At 76.6% G+C, this 401-nt stretch carries 1 pseudogene; it reads left to right on the top strand.

Features of this window, described 5'->3' with window-relative positions:
- Window positions 1–401, top strand: a pseudogene (locus tag ACLQ29_RS35445) (4Fe-4S dicluster domain-containing protein); the annotation flags it as partial.

Genomic DNA, 401 nt, shown 5'->3' on the forward strand with positions numbered 1-401 from the left:
GCGGCCTGGACCTGCTCGGCATGTCGTACGACAACACCGGCGCGTTGACCGCGAACTCGTGGCGACACGTCGCGTTCATCGAGCAACCCCGGCCGGCCGGACACCGCGCCCCGCCGTTCGCGGGTACGCCGACCCACGGTTCGGCAAGCGCGGCGTCGGCGGCCGTGGCGGCCGGCACCGGTCAGCGCACGGGCACGGACCCGGGTGTGCCGACCGGAGCGCCGCCCGCCGCCGCCCGGATGGCCGCGGGTGGACCGGCCGACGTGCTCGGCACCCCCCTCGCCGCCGATCCGGTCGTCGTGGGTGGTGGTGGCGCGGGACCGCAGTTCCTGGGGATGCCGGGGGCGCAGCCGCCGGGCCGGGGCACGGGTGTCGAGGAGCGTTCGGATTTTCGGTGGTTG

Origin of the sequence: Micromonospora sp. DT228 (assembly GCF_049841595.1) — a bacterium.
In the GTDB taxonomy this organism is placed as follows: domain Bacteria; phylum Actinomycetota; class Actinomycetes; order Mycobacteriales; family Micromonosporaceae; genus Micromonospora.